We start from the raw sequence: 23,828 nt of genomic DNA on the forward strand, positions 1-23,828 counted from the left end.
GCCTACACCAGGTCGCTCCGCTGCCGGACTAGCCTACCGAACACGTGGGGTCGAACCCCAACCTCCGGATGCGCGTCTACCCTGTGGGACGCGATTGTCGACAAGAGTGGAGCGTCGGGTTGTCCACCACGCCGGGAGCGCTGGAGCCACCCCGCGACGGTGCCGGAAACGTCACTGCTACGCAGCGGAAACGATACAGCTCATCGCTACTGCCCGTGGCCGGTTTCGGCACGCCGGGGCAGCGCCGGACGATCACCGCGCTCGCTCCGGCTGTGGTGTACCTCGCAGTGCGGCTGGTCGGACTGCTGGTGCTCGCGTGGTTGTCGGCGGCCAACGACGAGACCGTCGTGGAGAACCTGCGGGCCTGGGACGGCCAGTGGTACACCGAGATCGCCGCGAACGGCTACGGCGGCGTCGACCCGAGCATGGTCGACGGGTTCGGCCACCGGTATCCCGAGACCCCGCTGGCGTTCTTCCCCGGGTACCCGCTGCTGATCATGGCCGTGCAGGTGCTGCCGGGGATCACCACCACCGGCGCGGCGGTCGTCGTGAGCCTGGCCTGCGGCGTGTTCGCCGCCTACGGGCTCACCCGGCTCGGCGAGCGCATCGGCGGTTCCCGCGCGGCCGGGCTGCTGCTGGTGGTGCTCTTCGCCGCCGCCCCGATGTCGGTCGTGCTGTCCATGGCCTACTCCGAGGCGCTGTTCTGCGCGCTGGCCATCTGGTCGCTGATCGGGGTGGTGGAGCGCAACTGGACGCTGGCCGGGCTGTGCTGCGCGGGTGCGGGACTGGTGCGACCCACCGCCGCGGCGCTGATCGGCGTGGTCGGGCTGGCCGCGATCGTGGCGCTGGTCCAGCACCGCGACTCCTGGCGCCCGTGGCTGGCCATCCTGCTGGCGCCGACCGGGATGCTGCTCTACGTCGGCTGGGTCGGGCTGCAGACCGGCGAGCTCAACGGCTACTTCGAGCTGCAGCAGCGCGGCTGGTCCTCGGCCTTCGACGGCGGCGCGACCACCGGGAAGTTCGTGCTGGAGACGCTGACCCGGGAACGTTCGGTGTTCGAGACCTTCACGGTCTGGGTGGTGCTGGCCGCGCTGGTCCTGCTGGTGGTGTGCGTGCGCCAGCGGATGCCGTGGCCGCTCGTGCTGTTCGCGGCGGCCGTGCTGGTGCTGGACCTCGGGTCGGACGGGCTGATGTACTCGAAGGTGCGGTTGATGTTGCCGGCGTTCCCGCTGCTGATCCCGGTCGCCATCGGGCTCGCCAAGCGGCGGCGGCCGACGGCGGTGACGACCGCGGTGCTGCTGGTGTTCTTCGGCTCCTGGCTGGGCGCGTACTCGCTGACCGCCTGGCAATACGCGATCTAGGAGGTCCCGTGACCGCTGAGGACGAGTTGACGCGGCCGGACAAGACCGCCGAGACGGCCGCGGCGCTGCACCCGCTGCTGGCGCAGCGGTGGAGCCCGCGGGTGCTGGACCCGGCGGTCACGATCGACGACCGCACCTTCACCGCGCTGTTCGAGGCCGCCCGCTGGGCCCCCTCCTGGGGCAACACCCAGCCCGCCCGGTTCATCGCGGGTCGTCGCGGCGAGGGGACCTTCGAGCGCATCCACCGCGTGCTCTCCCGGGGCAACCGCGGTTGGGCTGGCAACGCCGCGATGCTGGTCATCGGCGTGGCGCGGAAGCTGAACGAGGACGGCGAGCCGATGCCCTACGGCGAGTACGGGCTGGGCCTGGCCGCGGAGAACCTGGTGCTGCAGGCCGAGGCGGAGGGCCTGCACGGGCACCAGATGGCCGGATTCGACGCCGAGGCCGCTCGCGCCGAGTTCGGCGTGCCGGACGACTTCGAGCCGAAGGTGGCGATCGCCGTGGGCGCGCTCGGCGACCTCGCCGATGCCGACGACGGGCTGCGGGACAAGGAGCTGCGCCCGCGGTCGCGCAAGCCGCTGGACGAGATTGTCTTCACGGGATCCTGGTCAACCAGCGCGTTCTGAGCCGATCTGGCCTAAGCTCCCGGGTCATGGAGGCGGACGCAGTGCAGCGCGACGGAGCGGGGAGCGGACTGTGACCGCCGTCGACCGCTACGTCGCGCAGCTCGCCGCCGAGCTGCGCGGACCCCGCCGCACCAAGGCGCGCCTGCTGGAGGACATCCGGGACGGTCTCGACGACTGCATCGCCGCGCACCTGGAGGACGGCAAGCCGCGGTCCGAGGCGGTGGCCGAGGCGCTGCGCGAGTTCGGCACGCCCGCCGAGCTCGCCCCGGGCTGCCAGCGCGAGCTCACCGTCGCCCAGACCAGGCGCACCGCGTTCTGGCTGCTGCTGACCATGCCCGCGCTGCTGGGCGGGTGGCGGCTGGCCTGGACGCTCGGGCACGACGGCTACGTCACCCCGCCTGAGACCGTGCAGCTGCTGGTCGGGATAGGGATCTCCACGGTGCTGATGGGCATCGCGGCGGTGCTGCTCACCCAGCGGCTGTCGGTACCGGACCGGCTGCCCGCGGTGCTGGCCTGGAGCGCCACGGTCGCCGGGCTGGCGATGCCCGTGACCACGGTCGCGCTGGTCTCCGAACTGCCGGCGCCCTGGCCGCTGGTGCTGGTCATCGCGGGCAGCACGGCCGTCGCGCACGGCGCGCTGATGCTGTCGGCCCGCACCTGCCGCCAGTGCGCCTCGCTGATGCCCTGAGGCGGCGGCCGAACCGCCGCACCTACTCGCGCGTTGCCGCTGTTCGGATGACGATCTTCCTCCGGGGGCGGGACGCTCAGCGCGAATTTTCGACCATTGATCGCTGGTCCTGTTACGAGGCGTTCTTCCATGCGGTATGACTTCACTCGTGTGGACGAGTATCAGATCGACCGCGGAAGCGCTGGATGACGCGGACGCGCTCGCTGGACTGCGCCTGCGCCACGACCTGCCCCCGGGCCTGATCCGCCTGGACGGCTGCAGCGGCGGCCCGCTGCCGCGCACCTCGCCCGCGCGCCTGCGCCGGTTCGTCCAGCACCGCTGGGAACCGCGGAGCGGACGTCCGCCGGGCGAATCCGACTGGCGGCGGGAGACCCGGCTCGCGGCCGTCGCGCTGGCGCCGCTGCTCGGCGCCGACGCCGGTGAGATCACCATCGCGGAGTCGACCTCGATCAACCTGTTCAAGGCGATGGTGACCGCGGCGCGGCTGCGCGCCGACCGACCGGTGCTGGCCGTCGGGCACGACTGCTTCCCCACCGATCACTGCCTGGCCCGCTCGGCCGCCGAGCACATCGGCGGCGAGCTGGTCCTCGTCGACGACGCCGACCGGCTCGACGGGCTGCCGATGGACCGGGTCGCGGTCGTGGCCCTGTCGCACGCCGACCTGCGCACCGGCGCGGTGCGCGACGCCGCCGCGCTGACCGCGCAGATCCACCGGCACGGCGCGCTGGCGCTGTGGGACCTGACGCACTCGGCGGGCGCGCTGGACGTGGACCTGCACGGCTGGGACGCCGACTTCGCGATCGGCTGCGGTTACAAGTACCTCGGCGGCAGCGCGACCGCCCCGTCCTACAGCTTCCTGGCCGACCGGCTGCTGGCCGAGGAGGCGCACCACCCGCTGATCGAGCACTTCGCGGGCCCGGCCGCCGCGCTCGCGGTCAGCGAGCTGCGCACGGTGCTGTCCATCCTCGACGGAGTGCCCGCGGGCGCGCTGGCGGAGAAGGCGCGCGGCCTGGTGGGTCTGTTCCTGGAGCAGATCGAGGAGTTCTGCGCCGACATCGCGGTCGAGGTGGCCGGTCCGCCGGCATCGGCGACGCGCGGGGCGCAGGTGTGCCTGACCCATCCCGCCGCGCAGCGGCTCGCCGACGCGCTGTCCGACCGGGGCGTGCTGGCCGAGTGCGCCGAGCCCGACCTGCTGCGCTTCCACTTCCCGCCGGCCTGGCTCTCCCACGTCGAGGTCTGGCAGGCGGCCGAGCAGCTGCACTCCGCGCTGCACGAGGTGGGATGACCGCCGCTCACGCCGCGATCTGGCGGTAGATCCCGTCCAGCTCGTCGCGCAGGTCGCCCGGGCCGACCTCGGGGTCGGTGCGCAACCTGCGGTTGATCGTGCGCATGGTGGACACCAGCAGCTGGGCGTGCTGCAGGTCGTCGGCGTCCCCGCGCACCGCCTGCTCGGTCGCCGCGTCGACCACGCGCTCCAGCAGCACGACCGCGGGCCACCAGGCCTCCGCCTCGGCCGCGCCGTGCGGGCTCATCAGCCGCTGCTGCAACCGCGAGCGCAGTTCGGCGAGCTGCCGGTAGGTGCGGCGGCGCAGCGCCGAGCGCCCGTGCCGCACCCCGCCGAGCGAGCGCGAGACGTAATCGGTGACCGACTCGACGGCCTCGGCGAAACCGCTGCGCAGCGAGGGCCCCTCGTGCACCTGGCGGAGCAGGGAGCCCACCACCAGCACGATCGCGCAGCCGATCAGCGTGTCGACCAACCTGGCCTGCGGGAAGAACAGCCGCTGCTGGCTCATCAGCAGCAGCACCAGCGCCGTGATCACCGCGCTGAACAGACCGTAGTGCCTGCTCAGCGCGATCGGCAGCTTGCCGGCGAGCAGCACGATGAAGGGAACCATCCACCAGCCCGCCGGCACCAGCGCCAGCAGCGCGACGGCGAGCACCACGCCGATGACGGTGCCCAGCGCGCGCAGCACGGTGCGGGCGAACACCGATCCGGAGTTTGGCCGCAGCACCAGCGCGGTGGTCATCGCGATCCAGTAGGCCTGGTCCAGGCCGAGCAGCAGGCCGATCCCCTCGGCCGCGGCCAGGCACAGCACCATCCGCAGCGTCTGCCACCAGGCGGTGGCGCCGAAGCTCAGGCCGGGTCGGGCCCGCTGGGCGCGCACCTGCGCCCGGCGGCCCCGGCTGACGCTCTCGGTGAGCTCGGCGATGCTGTCGTCCAGCGCCCGCAGCAGCGGCGAACCGGACCGGTCGGGCTCGTAGGGCGGCAGCGCCTCGCCGGTGCGGGTGGCGTGCGCGAGCGCGGCCAGCGCGTCCCGGGTGCGCTGCGGCGGATCGATGCCCGCGTGCGCCAGCGAGACCGCGGCCTCCACCACCGAGTTCGACTGCTGGTAGATCAGGTAGAGCCGGTCGCGCACCCGGCTGCGCGACATCGAGGTGCCGCCGAGCAGCACGTCGTGCGCGGTGTCGAGGACCCCGGTGAGCCGCTGGCGGGCGGCGACGGTGGAATCCGCGTCGAACATGGCGCGGATCGCGTCGAAGACGTCGGCCACCGCTCCGCGCGCCGGAGCGGTGCGGCGCATCGGCCAGGTCGCCGCGGCGAGCGCGAGCAGCAGCAGCTCACCGCCGAGGAACCAGCCGACCTGCTCGGCGACCGGCAGCGTCGAGTGATCGCCCGTGCCGACGATGCAGAAGGTCAGCATGTGCGCGCCGCCGGAGGACCACAGCTCCCCCAGCTTGCTGGACAGCGCCGAGGGCACCGCCACCAGCAGCACGACCGCCGCCGCCCACCAGGGGCCCGGCGCGCCCGCCCCGGCGGCGAAGCCGGCCGCGCCCAGCACCGCGGCCACCGCGAGCCTGCGCACCCGATACCGGTAGGAGCCGGTGACGTCGGAGAACGACGCGCACAGCGCGCCGATGGAGACCAGCATCGCGATGTCGCCGCGGCCGAGCAGCACCCCCAGCACCTGCGGCGCGCCGATGCCGATCGCGGCCGCGGTCACCCGCGTCCAGTCGGTGGGGATCGCGACGGGGCGCAGCATGCGCAGCAGCCAGCCGGGGACTTCGATTCTGGGGAGCGCGCCGGTGGTCAACCGCCATCCCTTCCGCTGCGGGCGTGCGCGCTCCACGGCGAGCGGCCGGAACGTCCCCGATTCTCCCGGCGCGCCGATCTCCCCAGGAGCGATCGCCGCCCGCGTCACACCACGGGATGCGTCACACCCGTTCGGGCGGCTCGCTCAGCGCACGGAGACCAGGATCTTGGTCGCGATGCCGGTGATGAGGAGCCAGAACAGGGCGGCCGCGCCGTAGTTCACCAGGACCTCGAGCTGCGGGTCGGCCGGCATGAACAGGTCCTGGAAGCCCAGCGCGAGGGTGTCGGCCGCGCTCGCCACGAACTGCGTGATGCCGTTGTCCGGGTTCGCGCCGCCGAGCACGAGCACCACGTGGAGCGCCAGCAGGGCGGCGCAGACCGTGCCCGCCAAGCGCACGACGCGGGTCAGCACGTCGACGAACCGTCCCCACATCCGGCGCGCGTCGGCGCGGTTCAAGCCGCCCTCGCGCGCGTCGCTTCGAACATCTTCGGCCACGATCACAGTGTGGCACGAGCGGGCCCGATCGCCCCAGCGTCGGAATCGGCTCGTGACCAGGATCTTTCCCACGATCTGGACCAGGTGCTTGCATCTCGGGCCCGTGGTGCGGTTACTGTTGTGCTCGTGGCTCGCGTTCTCCTGCTTCGCCGCCGCGACGGGGTCTCCTAGACCGGCCCCTCGTCGCGGGGTTCGAACGCGCCGGTCTTGAGTCCAGAACCGGCAAGCGACCAGGAGAACCTCTCTGATGAGCAGCAACACCCCCGACGCCCAGGCCCCGTTCAGCGGCCGCGTGGTCAAGCCGTCCAAACCCGCGCCCTCCGACCAGGCGCCGTGGAACCCGCAGCGCGGCAGCTCGATGCCCTTCCACCGCTACCGCCCGTTCCACGAGCTGGTCGAGGACGTATCCCTGCCCGACCGCACCTGGCCGGACGCCCGGATCACCCGGGCCCCGCTGTGGTGCGCGGTCGACCTGCGCGACGGCAACCAGGCGCTGATCGACCCGATGTCACCCGCCCGCAAGCGCCGCATGTTCGAGCTGCTGGTGCAGATGGGCTTCAAGGAGATCGAAGTCGGGTTCCCGGCGGCCAGCCAGACCGACTTCGACTTCGTCCGGGAGATCATCGAGGACGGGGCGATCCCCTCCGACGTGCGCATCCAGGTGCTCACCCAGTGCCGCCCCGAGCTGATCGAGCGGACCTTCCAGGCGCTGGAGGGCGCGCCGAAGGCGGTCGTGCACTTCTACAACTCGACCTCGATCCTGCAGCGCCGCGTGGTCTTCCGCGAGGAGCGCGAGGGGATCAAGAAGATCGCCACCACGGGCGCCGAGATGGTCAAGGAGCTGGCCTCCAAGTACCCGGACACCGACTTCCGGTTCCAGTACTCGCCGGAGTCCTACACCGGCACCGAGCTGTCCTACGCGGTGGAGATCTGCGACGCGGTCACCGAGATCCTGCAGCCCACTCCCGAGGAGCCGGTGATCCTGAACCTGCCGGCCACCGTCGAGATGGCCACGCCGAACGTCTACGCCGACTCGATCGAGTGGATGCACCGCAACCTGGCGCGCCGGGACTCGGTGATCCTGTCGCTGCACCCGCACAACGACCGCGGGACCGGCATCGCCGCCGCCGAGCTGGGCTTCCAGGCCGGAGCCGACCGGATCGAGGGCTGCCTGTTCGGCAACGGCGAGCGCACCGGCAACGTCGACCTGGTGGCGCTGGGCATGAACCTGTTCAGCCAGGGCATCGACCCGCAGATCGACTTCTCCGACCTGGACTACGTCAAGCGCACCGTCGAGCACTGCAACCAGCTGGCCGTGCCCGAGCGCCACCCGTGGGGCGGCGAGCTGGTCTACACGGCCTTCTCCGGCAGCCACCAGGACGCGATCAACAAGGGCCTGGACGCGCTGCGCACCGAGGCCGAGCGGGCGGGGACGCCGGTGGAGCAGCACCCGTGGGAGGTGCCCTACCTGCCGATCGACCCGAAGGACGTGGGCCGCACCTACGAGGCGGTCATCCGGGTCAACTCGCAGTCCGGCAAGGGCGGCGTGGCCTACGTGATGAAGACCGAGCACCAGCTGGACATGCCGCGCAAGCTGCAGATCGAGTTCTCCAAGGTGGTGCAGCAGCGCACCGACTCGGAGGGCGGCGAGGTCGCCCCCGCGGTGATGTGGGAGGCGTTCTCCACCGAGTACCTGGAGAACGAGGCCCCGCTGAAGCTGCTGCGGCAGCGCTCGGCCGGCGAGGCGGGCGACGAGACGATCCACGCCAGCGTGCTGGTCGACGGCCAGGAGCGGGAGATCACCGGGCGCGGCAACGGTCCGGTGTCGGCGTTCGTCGACGCGCTGACCACCGTCGGCTACGACGTGCGGGTGCTGGACTACCACCAGCACGCGCTGACCGCCGGTGACGACGCGCGCGCCGCGGCCTACCTGGAGTGCGCGGTCGGCGACGAGGTCTTCTGGGGCGTCGGCGTGGACACCTCCACCATCGCCGCGATGCTGGAGGCGGTCGTGTCGGCGGTCAACCGCGCCAACCGCTGACCCTCCCGACGATCACCCCGAAGCGGGGCGTCCCGGCCTCCCGGGACGCCCCGCTTTCGTGCTCCCACCCTTGATACCCCCGACCGGCTGATCCTCCGAAAACCCTCGAACTCGACCGGCGGAAAACGAGGCAATTCCACCCCCGGAATGGGAGGTGAATCGGTGCCCCGATCGGGAGGTGAATCGGGGTGTTGCGGGGGGGTGCGAAGGGGGTTCGGGTGGGGTGGGTTCAGTGGGTGGGGGCGGTTTCTCCGGTGGCGTGGTCCTCGGCGTCGGCCCGCTCGACCCGCTTCTGGATGACCCGGGCGGCCAGCCAGGCGAAGGCGATGGCGAACAGCAGCGCCACCCACGAGAAGCGGTGGAACCACTGCCCCGCGACCAGGCCGAACGCGTAGGCCAGCGCGGTCACCGAGCCCGCCCACGCGATCCCGCCGGTGGCGTTGGCCAGCAGGAACTTCCGGTAGGGCATGCCGAGGGTGCCGGCCAGCGGCCCCGCCAGGATGCGCAGCAGCGCCACGAAGCGGCCCCCGAAGACCGCCCAGGCGCCCCAGCGCTCGAACAACCGCTCGGCCTGGGCCACCGGCTTGGGGCCGAAGTGCTTGGGCATCTTGCGGCCCAGCCAGCGCAGCAGGCGACGGCCCCAGCGCTTGCCGACCGCGTAGCCGACGGAGTCGCCGATGATCGCGCCGGTGGCCGCGACGACGCCGAGCAGGACCGGGTCGACGACGCCGTGCGAGGCCGCGACCCCCGAGCTGACCAGCAGGATCTCACCGGGAAGCGGGATGCCGACGCTCTCCAAGCCGATGATCAGCGCGACCACCAGGTAGATCACGCCTGATGGGATCGTGTCCAGCCATTCGATCATGAAGGTCCGTTCGGGTCGGGGAACGTCGCACGCCTCGCACGCGGCCACCGCCAGGGTACGGACCCGAAACCGGCCCGGCCCCCGCGACCACCACCGCGAACTGGGCGAAACGCCCGAAGTTCCGCGGGTCTTCGGCGAACGCGGCGATCGCCCACCCACGGACGGGAGGACCACCGCGGCCTCGACCATGCCGTGTGGTTTCGGTCACCGCTTCCGGGACATCCCGGGGCGGCACCCGAGTCGTCCCGGAGGTCGGGACGGGCGCCCGGTCCGGGCAATCGACTCGACCAAAGTCGGTATTGCGCGGAACGCCGAGCGGGCATGATGGGCGCGTCGGGGTAGTACGCGACCCCTGGGGATAACTGGATGCGGGGAAGCGGCCGGACGTAGGGGATCACAGTCGGGGACCGCGCCGCTTTCCCGCTCCGCCCCCTCGTTTCGCCTTCCGAAACTTGCCACACGAACGAGCGACGGTGCTTGATCCCGCGCGGCGGGCCCTGTTCAGTCACTGCGGAACGCAGCAGTGCCGAGGTGAACATGTGGCCGACCGAGGACCCGACGGAAATGCTCCGCTGGCGCATCAGGTGCGCGGCTCCGGCGGAGGCCGACGTGACCGTGCTGGTCGTCGGCGACCGGGTCGCGGTCGTCCTCCCACCCGGCGACACCCTGGTGTTCACCGCCGAGGAGGCCGAGAACCTCGCCGAGCTGGTCGACCGGGCCGCCGGCCACGCCGCCTCAGCCTGACGCCTCGACGACCGCCGCGGCCTCCGCGCTGAGCGCGTCGAGCGCGACCCGCACCGCCGGGTGCTCGCCGGCGCCCTTCCGGGAGACCACCTCGATGTTGCGCCCGGCCCGCACGCCGGCCAGGGGCCGCAGCACCAGCCGCTCGTGCTCGGTGGAGTGCCTGGGCAGCAGCGCGAGGCCGTGCCCGTCGGCGACCAGCGCCTCGATCACCCGGAAGTCGTTGATCCGCTGGACCACCCGCGGGCGCACCCCGGTGCGCACCGCCAGCGAGCGCAGCACGTCGTCGACCGGGAACCCCACGTCCACGCTCAGCCAGGGCTCGCGCGCCAGCTCGGTGAGCTCGAGCTTCTCCCGATCGGCCAGCGGGTGCCCCAGCGGCAGCGCCACGTCCAGCGGCTCGCGCAGCAGCGGGGCGACCGCCAGCCGCCGGTCGTCGAACGGCGCCGCGTGGTCGTCCCGGTGCGTGACGACCAGGTCGAAGTCCGCGGTCAGCCGCGGCACCTCGGCCGGGGTCATGTCGACGTCCCGGCACTCCAGCCGCACCTTCCGGTGCTCGGCCACCCGGCGGAGCAGCCCCGGCAGCAGCAGCACCGCGGCCGAGGGGAACGAGGCCACCCGCACCACGCCGCGCGGCGTCGAGCGGTAGGTGTCCAGCTCGGCCTCGGCCCGGTCCAGGGCGGCCAGGATCTCGTCCGCGCGGGCCGCCAGCGACCAACCGGCGTCGGTGAGCCGCAGCCCGCGACCGGCCGGTTCGGTCAGCGGCACGCCCACCTGGGCCTGCAGCGCGCGCAGCTGCTGGGAGACCGCCGAGGGCGTGTAGGACAGCGCCTCGGCGACCGCGGTGACCGTGCCCCGGTCGGCGAGTTCGCGCAGCAGCCTCAGCCTGCGAACGTCCATGCAGGAATACTACACAGTACGTGCAGATAATATCGCTTGTGCTTCACAAAACCCGCGCGGCAGGGTTTGAGGCGTGACGAAGACCGATCGCCTGCTCGCCGTGTTCGTGGCCGTGCTCTGGGGAGCGAACTTCATCGCTCTCGACGGCGGCCTGGCGCACTTCCCGCCGTTCTTCTTCGCCGGGCTGCGCTTCGCCGTGCTGCTCCCGGTGCTGCTGTTCGTCCCGCGCCCGCAGGTCGAGTGGCGCTGGCTGCTCGGCTACGGGCTGGGCTTCGCGACCCTGCAGTTCGCCTTCCTGTTCATCGCGCTGCGCACCGGGATGCCGACCGGGCTGGCCTCGCTGGTGCTGCAGAGCTCCGCGCCGTTCACCGTGCTGCTCGGCGCGGTGCTGCTGCGCGAGCGGCTCTCCGGGATCCAGGTCCTGGGCATCTGCATCGCGGTGCTGGGCATGGTCGTCATCGGCTGGCACCGCGCGCAGACCGCGACCCTGCTGCCGCTGCTGCTGACGCTGGCGGGCGCGTTCTCCTGGGCGCTGGGCAACCTGTGCAGCCGCAAGGCCGAGGCGCCGAACCCGCTGCACCTGACGCTGTGGATCTCGATCGTGCCGCCGCTGCCGATGTTCGCGATGTCCGCGGTCTTCGAGGGGCCCGCCGCCGGCTGGCACTCGCTGAGCACCGCGTTCAGCACCAGCAGCGGGTTGGTCGCGCTGATCGGGCTGGCCTACACGGTGCTGCTGGCGACCGTGGTGGGCTCGGGGGTGTGGACCACGCTGCTGGGCCGCTACCCGGCCAGCACGGTCGCGCCGTTCTCGCTGCTGGTGCCGGTCACCGGGTTCACCCTCGCCTGGGTGGTGCTCGGCGAGACGCCGCACTGGCTGGAGCTCGCCGCGGGCGCGGTGGTGGTCACCGGCGTGCTGCTGGGCAGCATCGGGAAGGTCCGGCGCTCGGCGCGCCCGGAACCCGAACCCGATCCCGTCGCGGCGTGACCCGCTCGGCGTGCCGGCCCCCTCCTCACCGGATGTCCCCGCACCGCGTCGGGACTTTCGACGAAGGCGGGGTCGGCGCGCCGGGCCGGTCTAGTCGGCCCGCTGCTCCTGGCCTCGTTCGAAGTCCGGGTTGGCCACGTGGAAACCGTTGCCCTCGGGGCATTCGTAGCCGACCAGGGCGTGACCGGCCTCGGCCACCAGCCGATCGACCGTCGCGCGCTCGAGAATCGCCCGGTGCTCGCACGCCGAACACCGCAAAGCACCGCTGTACCGCACACCCGCATCCTAAGTGGACGTCAAGCGGTCGCGCGGGCGATTCGGCCGAAACCGCGCACCCCTGGGAGGTCGGCGGTTTCGGAGAAGCGCTAGACGACCGCCGCCGCACCACCGGGCTGCAGCTTCCCGTCCCGGATGTCCTCGGCGAAGTGGCAGGCCACCCGGTGCCCGGGCGCGATCTCCCGCAGCTCGGGGCGCTCGGAGCCGCACCGGGTCCGCTGGGCCCACGGGCAGCGCGTGTGGAACCGGCACCCGGCGGGCGGGTTCGCGGGCGACGGCAGGTCCCCGGAGAGCAGGATCTGCTCGCGCTCGTCCTCCACCACCGGGTCCGGCACCGGGACCGCCGAGAGCAGCGCCTTCGAGTACGGGTGCATCGGCTCGGCGTACAAGTTGTCCGAAGTGGACTCCTCCACGATGCCGCCCAGGTACATCACCCCGACCCGGTCGGCTATGTGCCGCACCACCGCCAGGTCGTGCGCGATGACCAGGTAGGTCAGCCCGAACTGGGACTGCAGCTCTTCGAGCAGGTTGAGCACCTGCGCCTGCACCGAGACGTCCAGCGCGGACACCGGCTCGTCGGCCACCACCAGGTCCGGGCCCACCGACAGCGCGCGGGCGATGCCGATCCGCTGCCGCTGCCCGCCGGAGAACTCGTGCGGGTACTTGCGCAGCGAGGTGGAGGGCAGCCCCACCGCGGAGAGCAGCTCGCGCAACCGCTTGTCGGTGTGCTCCTTGTCCCTGGCCATCCCGTGCGCGCGCATGCCCTCGACGAGCAGCGCCTCCACCGACTGCCGCGGGTCGAGCGAGGACAGCGGGTCCTGGAAGACCATCTGCATCCGCTGCCGCATCTGCCGCAGCTTCTCGCCCCGCATTCCGGACAGGTCGGTGCCGTCGAACACGACCTTGCCCGCGGTGGGCTTCTCCAGCCGCAGCACCGCGCGACCGAGAGTCGACTTCCCGCAACCGGATTCGCCGACCAGCCCGTAGGTCTCGCCCCGAGCGATGCGCAGCGAGACCCCGTCGACGGCGTAGACGTGGCCCACGGTGCGGTCCAGCACCACTCCCCGCTTGATCGGGAAGTGCACCTCGACGTCGTCGAGTTCGACCAGCACCTCGTCGGAACCGGCGTCGGTCACCTCGCTCATGACGCCTCCATCGTGTTCGTCATCGGCTCGCGGACGGGGTTGTGGCAGCGCAGCAACCGGTTGCTCACGTCGATGCTGGCCTCGGGGGGTTGCTTCTCGCAGATCTCCAGCGCGTTCGGGCAACGCGGGCAGAACGCGCAGCCCGCGTCCCACGGGATGTTGTCGGCCACCGACCCGTCGATCGGCGTGAGCGGTTCGCCGCGCGAGGAGTCCAGCCGCGGCACCGAGGCCAGCAGGCCCGCGGTGTAGGGGTGCTTCGGCCGCTCGAAGAGCTCGTGCCGCTGCGCGCGCTCGACCACGCGCCCCGCGTAGAGCACGTTGACCTCGTCGCAGAGCCCGGCGACCACGCCGAGGTCGTGCGTGATCATGATCAGCGCGGTGCCGGTCTCGGCGACCAGGTCCGAGAGCAGCTTGAGGATCTGCGCCTGGATCGTCACGTCCAGCGCGGTCGTCGGCTCGTCGGCGATGAGCAGCCGCGGCTCGCAGGCCAGGGCCGTGGCGATCAGCGCGCGCTGCCGCATCCCGCCGGAGAGCTGGTGCGGGTACTCCCGGAGCCGCCGGTTCGGGTCCGGGATGCCCACCCGTCGCAGCAGGTGCTCGGCTTCGGGCATCGCTTCCTTGCGGCTCAACCCGCGGTGCCGCTCGATGACCTCGGAGACCTGGAGCCCGATCGGGATCACCGGGTTGAGCGAGGTCAGCGGATCCTGGAACACCATGCCCAGGTCCTTGCCCCGGCGAGCGTCGAGCTCCTTGGTCGACAACCCCAGCAGGTCGGTGCCCTCGAAGTTCACCGCGCCGGAGACCTCGGCGCCGCGCGCGGGCAGCAGCCCCATGATCGCCAACGAGGTCACCGACTTGCCGCAACCGGACTCGCCGACCAGGCCGACGGTGCGCCCCGGCTCGACGTCGAAGGAGATGCCGTCCACCGCGGTCGTCGGCGGCTCGCCCTTGCGGGCGAAGACCACCGAGAGGTCGCGAACTTCCAGCAGTGCCATTGGGTTCCTCCCCCTCAGCGCCGGCGCTTCGGATCCAGCGCGTCGCGCAGCGACTCGCCGACCAGCGTGAACCCGAACGCGACCAGGATGATGCAGCTCGCGGGCCAGAAGGCCAGCTGCGGGTGCGAGTCGATGACGTCCTGCGCCCGGCCGAGCATCTGGCCCCACTCCGGGACCGAGTCGTCGGCCGACCCCAGGCCCAGGAAGGACAGCGCGGCGGCGTCGATGATGGCCACCGCGAGCACCAGCGTGGCCTGCACGATCACCGGACCGAGCGCGTTGGGCAGCATGTGCCGGAACACGATCGACCGCTCCTTGACGCCCAGCGCACGCGCGGCCAGCACGTGGTCGCTGGCCCGCTGCGCCAACATCGTGCCGCGCAGCAGCCGCCCGAAGATGGGCACCTGCACGATCGCCACCGCCAGGATCACGGTGAACTGGGTCTGCTGGACGAACAGCGCACCGATCGAAACCGCCAGCAGCAGCGAGGGAACCGACAGCATCACGTCGGCGATCCGCATCACCAGCGCGTCCACCCAGCCGCCGAACGCACCGGCGAGCACGCCCAGCACCAGCCCGCCGCCGAGGCCGATGATCGTGGCCAGCACGGCCACCAGCAGCGTCTGCTGCGAACCGAGCAGCAGGCGGGACAGCAGGTCGCGCCCGTACTGGTCGCCGCCGAGCGGGAACCCGGGCTGGCCGGGCGGGATCTCGTTGTCCGCGCGGGAAACCTGGTCCTCCAGCAGCCGCAGGCCCGGGTCGTGCGGGGCCAGCAGCGGCGCCGACAGCGCCAGCAGCACGAACAGCACGATGATCGTCGCCCCGACGATGAACACCGGGTTGCGGCGCAGCCTCCGCCAGGCCGAAGCGGCCAGGCTGACCCCGGCGTCGGACGCGGTCGCGGCCAGGTCGTCGACCTTCTCCTTGCGCGCGGTGTTGAGCACCATCAGCCTCACCTGGTCCGCAGTCGTGGGTCGATCAAGGCGTACGAGAGGTCGACGACCAGGTTGACCAGCACGTACACCATGGCCGAGGCCAGGATGACCACCTGCAGCACCGGGAAGTCCTTGCGCTCGAAGCCGAGCGCGACGGCCTCCCCGACGCCGGGGATGTTGAACACCCGCTCGGTCAGCACCGCGCCGGCCAGCAGCGCTCCGGTCTGCAGTCCGATCGTGGTGACCACCGGCAGCATCGCGTTGTGCAGGATGTGCCTGCGCCGGATCACCATCCCCGCCAGGCCTTTCGCGCGCGCGGTGCGCACGTAGTCCTCGTCCATCACGTCGAGCACCGCCGCGCGGGTGATCCGGAAGATCACCGCGAACGGGATGGTGGACAGCGCGATCGCGGGGAGCACCAGGTGCACCAGAGCGTTCCAGGACGCGTCCCACTCGCGGGTGAGCAACCCGTCGAGGACGTAGAAGCCGGTGACCCGGGTGGCGTTGATGGCCACGTCCTGCCGCCCGGAGGCGGGCAGCACGCCCAGCTGCACGGCGAAGACGTACTTCAGCAGGAAGGCCAGGAAGAACACCGGCACCGCGACGCCGACCAGCGACCAGCTGATGCTGATGTTGTCCAGCCAGCCGCCGCGCCGCCGCGCCGCGAGGTAGCCGACCGGGATCCCGACCAGCACCGCGAGCAGCAGCGCGAAGATGGACAGCTCCAGGGTGGCCGGGAAGCGGGTCAGGAAGACCTCCAGCGCCGGGTCACCGCGCTGCACCCCGGTGGAGGTGCCGAAGTCGCCGGTGATCGCGCGGCCCAGGAACTTGAAGTACTGCAGGTGGAGCGGCTGGTCGAGACCGAGCGCCTCCTCCAGCGCGGCGCGCGCCTGCGGTGTGGCGCGGTCGCCCAGCAGGGCCGAGACCGGACCGCCGGGCAGCATGCGCAACCAGGCGAACAGCAGTATCGACAGCACGAAGACGACCAGGACGAGTTGTCCCAGCCGCCGGATGGTGTAGCGGAGCACGCTTGAAACCCCCGTCGACGGTCAGCGCGGGTCCGCGCGCGGTCGCCCCGCGCGCGGACCCGCCAGGACTCACTGCTCCGAGACGCTCACCGAGGCGAACTCCTCGGCGGTCAGCGGCGAGGGCACCAGGCCTCGCACCCGCGGGCTGGTCACGATCGCCGGCGGCGAGTGCGACAGCGGGATCGCGGGCAGGTACTCCGACATCAGGTCCCGGTTGATGTCGGAGTACATGCCGTTGCGCTTCTCCTCGTTCGGCTCGCTGTCGGCGGCCCGGAGCCGCTCGGCCAGCTGCTCGCCCCACGGGGATCCCTGGGTGTGGAAGCGGTTCGTCGTGGTGCCGAAGAACGTGCCGATGAAGTTGTCCGGCGTGTTGTAGTCACCGGTCCAGCCGAGCAGGAACAGGTCGGCCTTGGCGTTGTCCACGTCGTCGATGTAGCCGCCGTTCCACGGCTTGCTCACCGGGTTGACCTTGATGCCGGCCTCCCGGAGGTCCTCGGCCAGGGCGTTGAAGATGCCCCGCGGGTCCGGCATGTAGGGCCGGGTGACCTGGGTCGGCCAGTAGAAGTCGACCGTCAGGTTCTGCTGCCCCGCCTCGGCCAGCAGCTGCTTGGCCTTGGCCGGGTCGTGCGGGTAGTCCTGGACGTCGTCGGCGTAGCCGTCCACCGACTTCGGGTAGAACTGCGTCGCGGGCTCGGCGCCTTCCGGCAGGTTCGCCTCGACCAGGGTCTCCTGGTCGACCGCGTAGGCCAGCGCCTTGCGCACCCGCAGGTCGGTCAGCGCCGGGTTGTTCTTCTGCGTGATGCCCAGGTACATGATGTTGAACGGATCGCGGACCTGGACGTTGTTGCCCGACTCGCGCAGCGATTCGAGGTCGGCCGGGTTCGGCAGGTCGTAGCCGTCGATCGAGCCCGACTCCAGCTCCTGCTTGCGGACCGTCTCGTCCGGGATGATCCGGAAGATCAGCTCGTTGAGCTTGGTCTTCTCCCGCCAGTAGTCCTCGTTGCGGACCAGCTTGATGCTGCCGTTGGACTGGTCGTAGGAGTCGAACTCGAACGGGCCGGTGCCCGTCGGGTGCGACCTGGCGTACTCCGGGTACACGAAGCTGTCGCCCTGCGCCTTGACGTCGTCGGCGTGGTACTTCTCCATCGCCGCGGGCGACTGCATGGAGAACGACGGGAGTCCCAGCGCGTCGGGGAACTTCGAGGTCGCGCGGGTCAGGTGGATCACCGCGGTCGCCGGGTCCTTGGCCTCGCAGCTCTCGTACAGCGAGGGCTCCTTGCCATCGGCGAAACCGCCGAAGTTCTCCACCCAGTAGTAGGCCAGGGCGTTGTTCTGCCCCGCACCGGTCTGGTGGTACCAGCGCTCGAAGTTCTTGCAGACCGCGTCGGCGTTGAACTCGGTGCCGTCGTGGAACTTCACGCCTTCGCGCAGGTGGAAGGTCCACGACTTGCCGTCCGGCGTCTCCTCCCAGCTGGTCGCCAGCTCGGGCTCGACCTCGGCGGTCCCGGGCTTGAAGCCGACCAGGCCCTCGAAGATCTGCCTGCTGACCCGGAAGGTCTCGCCGTCCGAGGCGTAGAAGGGGTCGAAGAGGTCAGGAGCGCCGGCCGCGCCGAAGGTGAGCGTGCCGCCCTCGCCGCCCCCGGCCCCGCGCTGCGACTCGGCGCAGCCGGCCAGCGAAGCGGCCGTGGCCAGGGCGATTCCTGCGGTCAGGACTCGGCGCAACGCGCGAGGTGCGCGCCGCGGCCCCGATCGAGCATGTCTCATTGGATGTACCACCCATTGTGTCAGGAGGCAGCAGAGCGAGGTGAGAGTAACCCTCGACCGGATGTCGGTGGAACACGCAATGTTACGATTCGGCTACTTAGGAGAGCCTTATGAATTGGGCCTTTCGGACAGGGCGAATCCCGCGCGAACAGGTGTGATGCACGACATCAACTGGCAAGATCGCCACCCGCGACTGGGAAGTACGGGAAAAATTGCTCCGTTCGGCGCCCGACAGGACCAAGATCTTTTCCATGCGTGCGCGAAAAAGGGGCACCTCCCCGGCGGACCGGGAAGATGCCCCTGTTGTGACGCGGCTGCGCCGTTCGCGCTTCCGAGCGGTGTCGCGACTACAGCGCGCGACGGCCGGAGAGGGCGCGGCCGAGCGTCAGCTCGTCGGCGAACTCGAGATCGCCACCCATCGGCAGCCCGGAGGCAAGCCGGGTGACGTTCAGGCCCGGGAAGTCGCGCAGGATCCGCACCAGGTAGGTCGCGGTCGCCTCGCCCTCGGTGTTCGGATCGGTCGCGATGATCACCTCGGTGATGTCGTCGGCCCCGATCCGCGCCAGCAGCTCGCGCACCCGCAGCTGGTCCGGGCCGACGCCGGACAGCGGGTCCAGCGCACCGCCCAGCACGTGGTAGCGACCCTTGAACTCGCGGGTGCGCTCCACCGCGAGCACGTCCTTGGGCTCCTCCACCACGCACACCAGGGTCTTGTCCCGGCGCTCGTCGGCGCAGATGCGGCAGGTCTCCTGCTCGGAGACGTTGCCGCAGACCCCGCAGAACACCACGCCCTCCTTGACCTGCTGCAGGACCTCCTGCAGCCGGGTCACGTCGGCGGGCTCGGCGGCCAGCAGGTGAAAGGCGATGCGCTGCGCGCTCTTCGGACCGATGCCGGGCAGCCTGCCCAGCTCATCGATCAAATCCTGTACCGGACCCTCGTACACTCGTCGCTCACATACCCGGCAGGCCGAGGTCGCCCATGCCGCCGCCGAGACCGCCCGCGAGCGGCCCCATCTTCTCCGCCATCAACTGCTGAGCCGAGTCGTTGGCGTCGCGAACCGCCGCGACGACCAGATCGGCCAGGGTCTCGGTGTCCTCGGGATCGACCGCCTTCGGGTCGATCACCAGACCCTTGAGCTCACCGGAGCCGGTCACCGTCGCGGTGACCAGCCCACCACCCGCGGTCCCGCTGACCTCGGCGGCGGCGAGCTCCTGCTGCGCGGTCTGCAGCTGCTGCTGCATCTCCTGCGCCTGCTTCATGATCTCCTGCATGTTCGGCTGGCCACCTGGCTGCACCGCTGTTCCTCCTCGGCCGGGGGGACGTACCACTCCAGCCTAGCTCGCGGACCTGGCGCGTTCGCGGTGCGTGCACCACCGGCCCGCGCGCCCTTGGGTCGCGCCGCGCGCCGTGAAAAGGTGATCACATGGCGCTGGACATCGTGCGGTTGCTGGAGCTCACCGGGTGGCGGGCGTTCGACGTCGACGACCACGGCAGGGTGCTGGCCGGTTCCGACGAGTCCGGCTCGGTGCAGCTGGTCGAGCTCGCCGGCGGCGAGCGCACCGAGCTGACCGCCCTGCCCGGGGCGGTGGCCGGCCGCTACCTGCCCGGCGAGCGCGCCGTGGTGGTGCAGCACGACAGCGACGGCAACGAGCGCACCCAGCTGTCCCTGCTGCGCCTGGACCGCACCGGCCCCGCCGCGCTGGCCGACCTGGAACCTCTGGTCGACGACCCCGACCACGTGCACCGGCTGCTCGACGTGCTGCCCGGCCGGATCGTGTACGCGACCAACCGGCGCAACGGCGTCGACTTCGACGTCGTGCTGCGCAGCGCCACCAGCCCCGAGGAGCACGTGCTCTACGACGGCGGCGGGATGGTCGGCGAGGTCGCGGTCTCCCCGGACAGCCGCTACGCGGCGCTGACCGTGCCCGCGGAACCGGCGCTGTCCGACCAGGTGCTGCTGGCCGACACCATGCCCGAGACCGAGGCCGACGCGCTGCGCGAGCTCACCGGCAGGCGCGAACGCGCCCGCAACCTGCACCTGGACTGGCTGCCCGGAGCCTCCGGGCTGGTGGTGACCAGCGATCACGAGCGCGACCGCACCGCGGTCGCGCTGCTCGACCCGCGCACCGGCGAACGGCGCCCGCTGGTGACCTCCGAGGAGCACGACCTGTCCGCGAGCCCGTCCCCGGACGGCACCACCCTGCTCGTGCACACCAACGACGACGGCGCCGGGAAGCTCGCGCTGCACGACGCGCGCACCGGCGCGCACCGCTGCGACGTGGAGCTGCCCGGCGCGGGTTGGTGCGCGAGCCCGCTGCCCGCGCCCGCGTGGTCGCCGGACTCGCGGTTCGCGGCGCTGTCCTTCTCCTCCCCCACCTCGCCCGGGGACGTGCTGCTGGTGGAGGCCGCGACCGGCCGCTGCCGCCCGCTGACCTTCTCCGCCGCACAACTCGCCGGGGAGAACGCAGTCGAACCGAGCTCGCACGCGATCCCGGCGCGCGACGGCGCGGCGATCCCGTGCTTCCGCTACGCCCCGCAGGACCCGGACGGCTCGGCGGTGGTGATCATCCACGGCGGGCCGGAGAGCCAATCGGTGCGCGCGTTCAACCCGATCGTGCAGGCCCTGGTGGGCCGCGGGCACACCGTGCTGGTGCCCAACGTCCGCGGCTCGACCGGTTACGGCAAGCGCTGGTACTCCGCCGACGACACCCGCGACCGGTTGGAGTCGGTGGCCGACCTCGCCGACCTGCACGCCTGGCTGCCGAGCATCGGGGTGGACCCGGGCCGGGTGGCGCTGTGGGGCGGTTCCTACGGCGGCTACATGGTGCTGGCCGGACTGGCCTTCCAGCCCGAGCTGTGGGCCGCGGGCGTGGACATCGTGGGCATCTCCTCGCTGGAGAGCTTCCTGCGCAACACCGCCGACTACCGCCGCGCGCACCGGGAGCGCGAGTACGGCAGCCTCAGCGCCGACATCGATTTCCTGCGCGAGGCCTCGCCGCTGAACCGGGTTTCGGCGATCTCGGCGCCGCTGTTCGTCATCCACGGCGCCAACGACCCGCGGGTCCCGCTCAGCGAGGCCGAGCAGGTGGTCGCCGCCGTGCGCGAGAAGGGCCTGGAGTGCGAGCTCCACGTCTACCCGGACGAGGGGCACGGCCTGGCCAAGCGCCAGAACCGCCTGCACGCCTACCCGAAGGCCCTGGACTTCCTGGCCCGACACCTCGCCACCTGAGGTCGCCCCTTCTGATGAAGAAGGTCCCGGGCCGCTCGGCCCGGGACTTTCTTCATCAGAAGGGCGAGCTCGCGCCCGGGAGTCAGCTCTCCAGGCGGCGGGCGCCCAGCTCGCGCTCGAAGAGCTCGACCGCGGCGCGCTCGGGGTCCGGGCCCACGCGGGTGACCGCGTCCATCGGGGAGGAGTGCGCGAGCATCTCCTCCGGGTCCTCGTCCTCGGAATCCGCTGGCTCGCTCGGCTTCTCCGGCTCGGGCGGGGGGACCGGGCGGGTGGGCTCCGGCGGCGGGACGTCGTCCGGCGGGGGCTCCTCGTCCGGCGGTTCCGGCGGCGGCGGGATGTCGTCGGGCTCCGGCGGGCGCGGCACCGAGCCCGAGGCGCCCGGACCGCGCTGCGGCGCGGCGTCCCGGACCTGGCCGTTGCCGGAGGGACCGCTGGAGGCCTGGCCGTTGCCGGAGGGCCGCCCGCCGGACTCCGGCGGCTGCGCGGGTCGTTGCTGCTGAGCGGCCGGCTGCTGAGCCGGTTGTTGCTGCTGGGAGGGCCGGGTCGGCGGCTGGGCCGGCTGCTTCGGCGCCGCGGGCCGGGCCGCGGGCGCCGCGCCCGCCTCCACGCACTGGATGTCCCACTCGCCGCCGACGACCTCGCGCAGCGCCTCCTTGACGAAGTCCAGCCTGCGCTGCTGGGCGAGCTGCTTGACCAGCCCGGTGGTCGGCATGGACAGCACCAGCACGCCGTCGTTGAGGTCCTGCACGGTCGCGTTGAGCAGCAGCGCCTGCGTCGGGCGGTTGCGCTTGGCGACCCCCTGCAGCACGTCGGTCCACACCCGGCGCACCGCGGCGGCGTCGAAACCGCTCGGCGCGGTGGTCGCCGGGGCGGCCGGTTCGGGAGCGGGCTGCCGCTGCGGCGCCGGCTGCTCCGGTTTCGCCCGCGCGGCAGGGGCTTCCGCGGCCGCGGGTCGCTCCTCCTGCTCGGCGGGCTGCTCGGGCTGCGGCTGGGCCGGTCGTTGCCGGGCCTGCGGTTGCTGGGCGGGCTGCTGCGGCTCGGCCGGCTGCGCCGCGGGCTGCGGCTGGGCCGGTTCCGCCTGCGGCTGCGGGGCTTCGGCCTGCTCGGCCTCGGCCGCGGCGCGCTCGTGCGGGCGCTGGAAGACCCGCTTCGGCTTGTCCGAACCGGACGGCTGCCCGGCCGGTTCGGCGGGCGCCCCCTCCGCGGGCGCGTCCGCGCCGGGCGCGATGGTCATCCGCCGCTCCACGCGCTCCAAGCGCTGCAGCAGCGCGGCCTCGGACTCCGCGACCGTCGGCAGCAACATCCGCGCGCACAGCAGCTCCAGCAGCAGCCGGGGCGCGGTGGCGCCGCGCATCTCGGACAGCCCGGTGTGCACGATCTCGGCGAACCGGGACAGCGCGGCCGCGCCGAGCTGCTCGGCCTGCTGCTGCATCCGGGTCAGCTCGTCGCCGGCAACGTCGATCAGACCGCGGTCGGCCGCGTCCGGCACCGAGTTGAGCAGCACCAGGTCGCGCAGCCGGTCGAGCAGGTCGGAGGCGAAGCGGCGCGGATCGTGCCCGGCCTCCACGAGGCGCTCCACCGTGCCGTACACGGCGGCGGCGTCCCCGGCGGCGAGCGCGTCGACCATGTCGTCGATCAGCGCGACGTCGGTGACGCCGAGCAGCGCCACCGCGCGCTCGTAGGTCACGCCCCGGTCGTCGGCACCGGCCAGCAGCTGGTCCAGCACGCTGAGGGTGTCCCGCGCCGACCCCCCGCCGGCCCGGATGACCAGCGGGTACACCGCGGGCTCGACCTGCACGCCCTCGTCGGTGCAGATGCGCTCCACCAGCTCGCGCATCACGCCCGGCGGCATCAGCCGGAACGGGTAGTGGTGCGTCCGGGACTTGATCGTCGTGAGGACCTTGTCCGGCTCGGTGGTGGCGAAGACGAAGATCAGGTGTTCCGGCGGCTCCTCGACGATCTTCAGCAGGGCGTTGAAGCCCTGCGTGGTGACCATGTGGGCCTCGTCGATGATGAAGATCCGGTAGCGACTCTGCGCGGGCGCGAAGAAGGCCCGGTCGCGCAGCTCGCGGGTGTCGTCGACACCGCCGTGGCTGGCCGCGTCCAGCTCCACGACGTCGACGCTGCCGCCGCCTTCCGGCGCGAGCGCGACGCAGGAGTCGCACTCGCCGCACGGGTCCGGGGTCGGGCCCTGCGCGCAGTTCAGCGAGCGCGCCAGGATGCGCGCGCTGGAGGTCTTGCCGCAGCCGCGCGGGCCGGAGAACAGGTAGGCGTGGTTGATCCGCCCGGCACCCAGCGCGGTTCGCAGCGGTTCGGTGACGTGGTCCTGCCCGGCGACCTCACCGAAGGTCGCCGGCCGGTACTTGCGGTAGAGGGCGAGCGCCACGGTCGAAACCCTACGCGGTTGGACTGACAACTCGGACCTGGGTGCGACGGCCCCGGAAGATAAAGGGGACCCCGTGCACCCGTCAGAGCCCGCTTACCCTTGCTGCCTTCCGGCCCTGGGGGAGTTCACAGGATGGACGCCGCACGAGGTCCACGGACAGTGTATCCCAACGCGGACGGCCGCGAACACGTCCCCCCGCGCGAGCTCCCGCCGCTGCGCACGCGCCGGAACCCGGGCGCGGACCGGCGAACCCGGCGGTTGCGAGTCGGAAAAAT

The 23,828-nt window shown here is 72.0% G+C and carries 20 protein-coding genes and 1 other RNA gene; 8 read left to right on the forward strand and 13 right to left on the reverse strand.

Going from position 1 to position 23,828, the window contains the following annotated elements; genetic code table 11:
• The first annotated feature begins 272 nt into the window (after positions 1-272).
• From ACFQRI_RS13175 to ACFQRI_RS13190, 4 genes are all read left to right on the forward strand, one after another.
• On the forward strand, positions 273-1,361 hold the full coding sequence (locus ACFQRI_RS13175) for a hypothetical protein (RefSeq protein WP_380668174.1): 1,089 nt from the start codon (positions 273-275) through the stop codon (positions 1,359-1,361).
• Positions 1,362-1,369: 8 nt separating this feature from the next.
• A complete protein-coding gene (locus ACFQRI_RS13180; protein ID WP_380668176.1) occupies positions 1,370-1,987 on the forward strand; it encodes a nitroreductase family protein in 618 nt (205 codons plus the stop codon).
• A 70-nt stretch (positions 1,988-2,057) separates the two neighbouring features.
• The gene (locus tag ACFQRI_RS13185) at positions 2,058-2,675 is read left to right on the forward strand and encodes a permease prefix domain 1-containing protein (RefSeq protein ID WP_380668178.1); all 618 of its coding nucleotides are present in this window, start codon (positions 2,058-2,060) and stop codon (positions 2,673-2,675) included.
• Positions 2,676-2,823: 148 nt separating this feature from the next.
• Positions 2,824-3,960, forward strand: coding sequence for an aminotransferase class V-fold PLP-dependent enzyme (locus tag ACFQRI_RS13190; RefSeq protein WP_380668180.1), 1,137 nt, complete (start codon positions 2,824-2,826; stop codon positions 3,958-3,960).
• Positions 3,961-3,967: 7 nt separating this feature from the next.
• On the opposite strand, the gene ACFQRI_RS13195 is transcribed toward ACFQRI_RS13190, so the two are convergent.
• Positions 3,968-5,767 carry an FUSC family protein gene (locus ACFQRI_RS13195; protein ID WP_380668182.1) on the reverse strand — a complete coding sequence of 600 codons (1,800 nt, stop codon included), beginning with the start codon at positions 5,765-5,767 and terminating at the stop codon, positions 3,968-3,970.
• Between the two features lie 144 nt (positions 5,768-5,911).
• Positions 5,912-6,262 (reverse strand): hypothetical protein, encoded by a 351-nt coding sequence (locus ACFQRI_RS13200; protein WP_380668184.1) that lies wholly within the window; start codon positions 6,260-6,262, stop codon positions 5,912-5,914.
• A 247-nt stretch (positions 6,263-6,509) separates the two neighbouring features.
• Here ACFQRI_RS13200 and leuA point away from each other — a divergent pair, with 247 nt between their 5' ends.
• Positions 6,510-8,303: a 2-isopropylmalate synthase gene (gene leuA, locus ACFQRI_RS13205; RefSeq protein ID WP_380668186.1), complete on the forward strand. Its 1,794-nt coding sequence runs from the start codon at positions 6,510-6,512 to the stop codon at positions 8,301-8,303.
• Positions 8,304-8,532: 229 nt separating this feature from the next.
• Here leuA and ACFQRI_RS13210 read toward each other — a convergent pair whose 3' ends face one another.
• A complete protein-coding gene (locus tag ACFQRI_RS13210; RefSeq protein WP_380668188.1) occupies positions 8,533-9,168 on the reverse strand; it encodes a DedA family protein in 636 nt (211 codons plus the stop codon).
• A gap of 537 nt (positions 9,169-9,705) precedes the next feature.
• Between ACFQRI_RS13210 and ACFQRI_RS13215 the strand changes: the two genes are divergently transcribed.
• Positions 9,706-9,912, forward strand: a complete 207-nt coding sequence (locus ACFQRI_RS13215; protein ID WP_380668190.1) for a hypothetical protein — start codon at positions 9,706-9,708, stop codon at positions 9,910-9,912.
• Here the strand turns inward: ACFQRI_RS13215 and ACFQRI_RS13220 are convergent.
• Entirely contained in the window at positions 9,904-10,809 is a 906-nt protein-coding gene (locus ACFQRI_RS13220; RefSeq protein WP_380668193.1) for a LysR family transcriptional regulator, read from the reverse strand. The genes ACFQRI_RS13215 and ACFQRI_RS13220 overlap by 9 nt on opposite strands.
• Positions 10,810-10,882: 73 nt before the next feature.
• Between ACFQRI_RS13220 and ACFQRI_RS13225 the strand changes: the two genes are divergently transcribed.
• On the forward strand, positions 10,883-11,794 hold the full coding sequence (locus ACFQRI_RS13225) for an EamA family transporter (protein ID WP_380668195.1): 912 nt from the start codon (positions 10,883-10,885) through the stop codon (positions 11,792-11,794).
• Between the two features lie 365 nt (positions 11,795-12,159).
• Here the strand turns inward: ACFQRI_RS13225 and ACFQRI_RS13230 are convergent, their stop codons facing one another.
• The 7 genes from ACFQRI_RS13230 to ACFQRI_RS13260 form a co-directional block, all read right to left on the reverse strand.
• Complete coding sequence (locus ACFQRI_RS13230) at positions 12,160-13,215, reverse strand: ABC transporter ATP-binding protein (RefSeq protein ID WP_380668197.1); 1,056 nt, start codon at positions 13,213-13,215, stop codon at positions 12,160-12,162.
• Positions 13,212-14,210 carry an ABC transporter ATP-binding protein gene (locus tag ACFQRI_RS13235; protein WP_380668199.1) on the reverse strand — a complete coding sequence of 333 codons (999 nt, stop codon included), beginning with the start codon at positions 14,208-14,210 and terminating at the stop codon, positions 13,212-13,214. Before ACFQRI_RS13235 ends, ACFQRI_RS13230 begins: the two co-directional genes overlap by 4 nt.
• 14 nt (positions 14,211-14,224) lie before the next feature.
• A complete protein-coding gene (locus tag ACFQRI_RS13240) occupies positions 14,225-15,157 on the reverse strand; it encodes an ABC transporter permease (RefSeq protein WP_380668201.1) in 933 nt (310 codons plus the stop codon).
• Positions 15,158-15,162: 5 nt separating this feature from the next.
• Entirely contained in the window at positions 15,163-16,173 is a 1,011-nt protein-coding gene (locus ACFQRI_RS13245; RefSeq protein ID WP_380668204.1) for an ABC transporter permease, read from the reverse strand.
• A 69-nt stretch (positions 16,174-16,242) separates the two neighbouring features.
• Positions 16,243-17,937, reverse strand: a complete 1,695-nt coding sequence (locus ACFQRI_RS13250) for an ABC transporter substrate-binding protein (RefSeq protein ID WP_380668206.1) — start codon at positions 17,935-17,937, stop codon at positions 16,243-16,245.
• A 347-nt stretch (positions 17,938-18,284) separates the two neighbouring features.
• Positions 18,285-18,881: a recombination mediator RecR gene (recR, locus tag ACFQRI_RS13255; RefSeq protein WP_380668208.1), complete on the reverse strand. Its 597-nt coding sequence runs from the start codon at positions 18,879-18,881 to the stop codon at positions 18,285-18,287.
• A gap of 7 nt (positions 18,882-18,888) precedes the next feature.
• Positions 18,889-19,209: a YbaB/EbfC family nucleoid-associated protein gene (locus ACFQRI_RS13260; protein WP_380668727.1), complete on the reverse strand. Its 321-nt coding sequence runs from the start codon at positions 19,207-19,209 to the stop codon at positions 18,889-18,891.
• Positions 19,210-19,361: 152 nt separating this feature from the next.
• On the opposite strand from ACFQRI_RS13260, the gene ACFQRI_RS13265 reads away from it, so the two are divergent.
• The gene (locus ACFQRI_RS13265) at positions 19,362-21,167 is read left to right on the forward strand and encodes a S9 family peptidase (protein WP_380668210.1); all 1,806 of its coding nucleotides are present in this window, start codon (positions 19,362-19,364) and stop codon (positions 21,165-21,167) included.
• An 82-nt stretch (positions 21,168-21,249) separates the two neighbouring features.
• Here the strand turns inward: ACFQRI_RS13265 and ACFQRI_RS13270 are convergent, their stop codons facing one another.
• Positions 21,250-23,553 (reverse strand): DNA polymerase III subunit gamma and tau, encoded by a 2,304-nt coding sequence (locus ACFQRI_RS13270; protein WP_380668212.1) that lies wholly within the window; start codon positions 23,551-23,553, stop codon positions 21,250-21,252.
• Positions 23,554-23,613: 60 nt separating this feature from the next.
• An RNA gene (gene ffs, locus ACFQRI_RS13275) (signal recognition particle sRNA small type) lies at positions 23,614-23,708 on the reverse strand.
• Between the last annotated feature and the right edge of the window lie 120 nt (positions 23,709-23,828).

The sequence above is a fragment of the Saccharopolyspora griseoalba genome (assembly GCF_042665275.1).
GTDB classification, from domain to species: domain Bacteria; phylum Actinomycetota; class Actinomycetes; order Mycobacteriales; family Pseudonocardiaceae; genus Saccharopolyspora; species Saccharopolyspora griseoalba.

Bases quoted from the DNA above. Each gene is read 5' to 3' on its own strand.
- ACFQRI_RS13230 (WP_380668197.1), bottom strand. From the start codon at position 13,215: ATGAGCGAGGTGACCGACGCCGGTTCCGACGAGGTGCTGGTCGAACTC.
- ACFQRI_RS13250 (WP_380668206.1), bottom strand. From the start codon at position 17,937: ATGAGACATGCTCGATCGGGGCCGCGGCGCGCACCTCGCGCGTTGCGC.
- ACFQRI_RS13260 (WP_380668727.1), bottom strand. From the start codon at position 19,209: ATGCAGGAGATCATGAAGCAGGCGCAGGAGATGCAGCAGCAGCTGCAG.
- ACFQRI_RS13235 (WP_380668199.1), bottom strand. From the start codon at position 14,210: ATGGCACTGCTGGAAGTTCGCGACCTCTCGGTGGTCTTCGCCCGCAAG.
- ACFQRI_RS13215 (WP_380668190.1), top strand. From the start codon at position 9,706: ATGTGGCCGACCGAGGACCCGACGGAAATGCTCCGCTGGCGCATCAGG.
- ACFQRI_RS13210 (WP_380668188.1), bottom strand. From the start codon at position 9,168: ATGATCGAATGGCTGGACACGATCCCATCAGGCGTGATCTACCTGGTG.
- leuA (WP_380668186.1), top strand. From the start codon at position 6,510: ATGAGCAGCAACACCCCCGACGCCCAGGCCCCGTTCAGCGGCCGCGTG.
- ACFQRI_RS13220 (WP_380668193.1), bottom strand. From the start codon at position 10,809: ATGGACGTTCGCAGGCTGAGGCTGCTGCGCGAACTCGCCGACCGGGGC.
- ACFQRI_RS13265 (WP_380668210.1), top strand. From the start codon at position 19,362: ATGGCGCTGGACATCGTGCGGTTGCTGGAGCTCACCGGGTGGCGGGCG.
- ACFQRI_RS13240 (WP_380668201.1), bottom strand. From the start codon at position 15,157: ATGGTGCTCAACACCGCGCGCAAGGAGAAGGTCGACGACCTGGCCGCG.